This window comes from Luoshenia tenuis, from assembly GCF_014384745.1.
Taxonomy (GTDB): domain Bacteria; phylum Bacillota; class Clostridia; order Christensenellales.
On sequence record NZ_JACRSO010000009.1, the window covers coordinates 1 to 3,261 of the forward strand.

Here is a 3,261-nt window from a genome sequence, read left to right on the forward strand (position 1 = left end):
GTAAGCAAGAAAGCGATAGAAACGAAAAGAACGTAAGAAAGAAATCTAGTGGAGTTGCTGTAAAGGTAACGAAACGGGAAGAAATCGAACGGGAAACTACAATTTCGCTTTGAGAGAAAGGCTTGGAGGAATCCAAGCAAGGGAAAAAGACGATCAAGCTAGAAAGAGCACAGGGTGGATGCCTTGGCACCAAGAGCCGAAGAAGGACGTGGCAAGCTGCGAAAAGCCATGATAAGCTGCAAGCAAGCGTAATAGTCATGGATGTCCGAATGGGGAAACCCAGTGGAGGCAATGCTCCACTACCCGCGGATGAACACATAGTCCGTGAGGAGGGAACCCGGTGAACTGAAACATCTAAGTAGCCGGAGGAAAGGAAAGAAACATCGATTTCCTAAGTAGCGGCGAGCGAACGGGAAAGAGCCCAAACCGCAAGACTACGGTTTTGCGGGGTTAAGGACCCGCGTAATCTGGAAAGAACATAGCCGAATAGGGTTGGAAAGCCCAACCAAAGGGAGTAAGAGTCTCGTAGGTGAAATGTTTTGAAGGAGGCGGGGATCCAGAGTACCACAGGACACGAGGAATCCGGTGGGAAGTCGGGGGGACCACCCCCCAAGGCTAAATACTACTTGGTGACCGATAGCGAATAGTACCGTGAGGGAAAGGTGAAAAGTACCCCGGGAGGGGAGTGAAAGAGTACCTGAAACCCTGTGTTTACAAGCGGAGGGAGCACGATCTAGGTGCGACCTCGTACTTTTTGTAGAACGGACCGGCGAGTTACGTTGTGTAGCGAGGTTAAGGCATAAAGTGCTGGAGCCGAAGGGAAACCGAGTCTTAATAGGGCGACAAGTTGCATGACGTAGACCCGAAACCAGGCGACCTATCCATGTCCAGGTTGAAGTGGGAGTAAAATCCCATGGAGGACCGAACCCACGTCTGTTGAAAAAGGCGGGGATGAGGTGTGGATAGCGGAGAAATTCCAATCGAGCTTGGAGATAGCTGGTTCTCCTCGAAATAGCTTTAGGGCTAGCCTCATAAATGATTACCGGAGGTAGAGCACTGAATGGGCTAGGGGGCCACAAAGCTTACCGAACCTTATCAAACTCCGAATGCCGGATAATTGAATTATGGGAGTCAGACTGCGGGAGATAAGTTTCGCAGTCAAAAGGGAAACAGCCCAGACCGTCGGCTAAGGTCCCAAAGTGCAGGTTAAGTGGAAAAGGATGTGGAATTGCACAGACAACCAGGATGTTGGCTCAGAAGCAGCCACGCATTTAAAGAGTGCGTAATAGCTCACTGGTCGAGTGGTTCTGCGCCGAAGATGTAACGGGGCTAAACCTGCCACCGAAGCCACGGAACAGAAATGTTGGTAGAGGAGCACTGTATGCGGGCAGAAGCGGTACCGAAAGGAGCCGTGGACTGCATAGAGGAGAGAATGCCGGTATGAGTAGCGAGAGAATGGTGAGAATCCATTCCGTCGAAAGCCTAAGGTTTCCTGAGGAAGGCTCGTCCACTCAGGGTAAGTCGGGGCCTAAGCCGAGGACGGTAGAGTCGTAGGCGATGGACAACAGGTAGAGATTCCTGTACCACCGAAGGGTGTTTGACTGAAGCAGTGACACAGAAGGTTGACCGAAGCAGGGTGATGGACAGCCCTGTCCAAGCACAGAGTCTTTGGCGTAGTGAAGTACGCGCCAAGGGAAGGATGATGTGTGATGGGGACTGAAATTAGTAAGGAAGTCGGGTAAATCACGCTGGCGAGAAAAGCTGCTAAGGAATCCGGAGGTGCCCGTACCGCAAACCGACACAGGTAGGCGAGGAGAGAATCCTCAGACGAGCGGGATAACCCTTGTTAAGGAACTCGGCAAAATGACTCCGTAACTTCGGGAGAAGGAGTGCCTCGAAAGAGGCCGCAGAGAAGAGGCCCAAGCGACTGTTTAGCAAAAACACAGGTCTGTGCGAAGTAGAGATACGACGTATACGGGCTGACGCCTGCCCGGTGCTGGAAGGTTAAGGGGAAATGTTAGGGCAACCGAAGCATAGAACCGAAGCCCCAGTAAACGGCGGCCGTAACTATAACGGTCCTAAGGTAGCGAAATTCCTTGTCGGGTAAGTTCCGACCCGCACGAATGGCGTAACGATTTGGGCGCTGTCTCAACAAGGGACCCGGCGAAATTGTAGTATGTGTGAAGATACACATTACCCGCGATCGGACGGAAAGACCCCGTAGAGCTTTACTGTAACCTGACATTGGGTTCGGGTAATGGATGTACAGGATAGGTGGGAGGCATTGAAACCAGGACGCCAGTCTTGGTGGAGCCGCTGTTGGGATACCACTCTTCCGTTGCCTGGATTCTAACGGCTGGCCGTAAGCCGGCAGCTGGACAGTGTCAGGCGGGCAGTTTGACTGGGGCGGTCGCCTCCGAAAGAGTAACGGAGGCGCGCAAAGGTTCCCTCAGAATGGTTGGAAATCATTCGCAGAGTGCAAAGGCAGAAGGGAGCTTGACTGCGAGAGAGACATCTCGAGCAGGGAGGAAACTCGGGCTTAGTGATCCGGCGGTAGAGAGTGGAATTGCCGTCGCTCAACGGATAAAAGCTACCTCGGGGATAACAGGCTGATCTCCCCCAAGAGTCCACATCGACGGGGAGGTTTGGCACCTCGATGTCGGCTCGTCGCATCCTGGGGCTGAAGCAGGTCCCAAGGGTTTGGCTGTTCGCCAATTAAAGCGGCACGCGAGCTGGGTTCAGAACGTCGCGAGACAGTTCGGTCCCTATCCGTCGCGGGCGCAGGATATTTGAAAGGATCTGTCCCTAGTACGAGAGGACCGGGATGGACGCACCTCTGGTGAACCGGTTGTTCCGCCAGGAGCATAGCCGGGTAGCGAAGTGCGGAAGGGATAAACGCTGAAGGCATCTAAGCGTGAAACCCACCTTAAGATGAGATATCCCATTCCGAAAGGAAGTAAGACCCCTTGAAGACGACAAGGTGATAGGCCAGGAGTGGAAGTGCAGTAATGCATGTAGCGGACTGGTACTAATAGGTCGAGGGCTTGATCAAAGGAAGTTGTAGTGGAAGAGTAGTGGAAATTGCTTAAAGCTGAATTGATGTAGTTTTGAGGGGATAAAAGAGGAACCCTCGAAGGATTCCGGTGGCGATGGCGAAGGGGAACCACCTGTTCCCATACCGAACACAGAAGTTAAGCCCTTCAGCGCCGATGGTACTTGGCTGGTGACGGCCCGGGAGAGTAGGACGCTGCCGGATGTTAT

The 3,261-nt window shown here is 52.9% G+C and carries 2 rRNA genes; both read left to right on the plus strand.

What is annotated here, in order from left to right:
- The first annotated feature begins 151 nt into the window (after positions 1-151).
- A 23S ribosomal RNA gene (locus tag H8699_RS12390) occupies positions 152-3,052 on the plus strand.
- 87 nt (positions 3,053-3,139) lie between these two features.
- Positions 3,140-3,256 (plus strand): 5S ribosomal RNA (gene rrf / locus H8699_RS12395).
- The last annotated feature ends 5 nt before the right edge of the window (positions 3,257-3,261 follow it).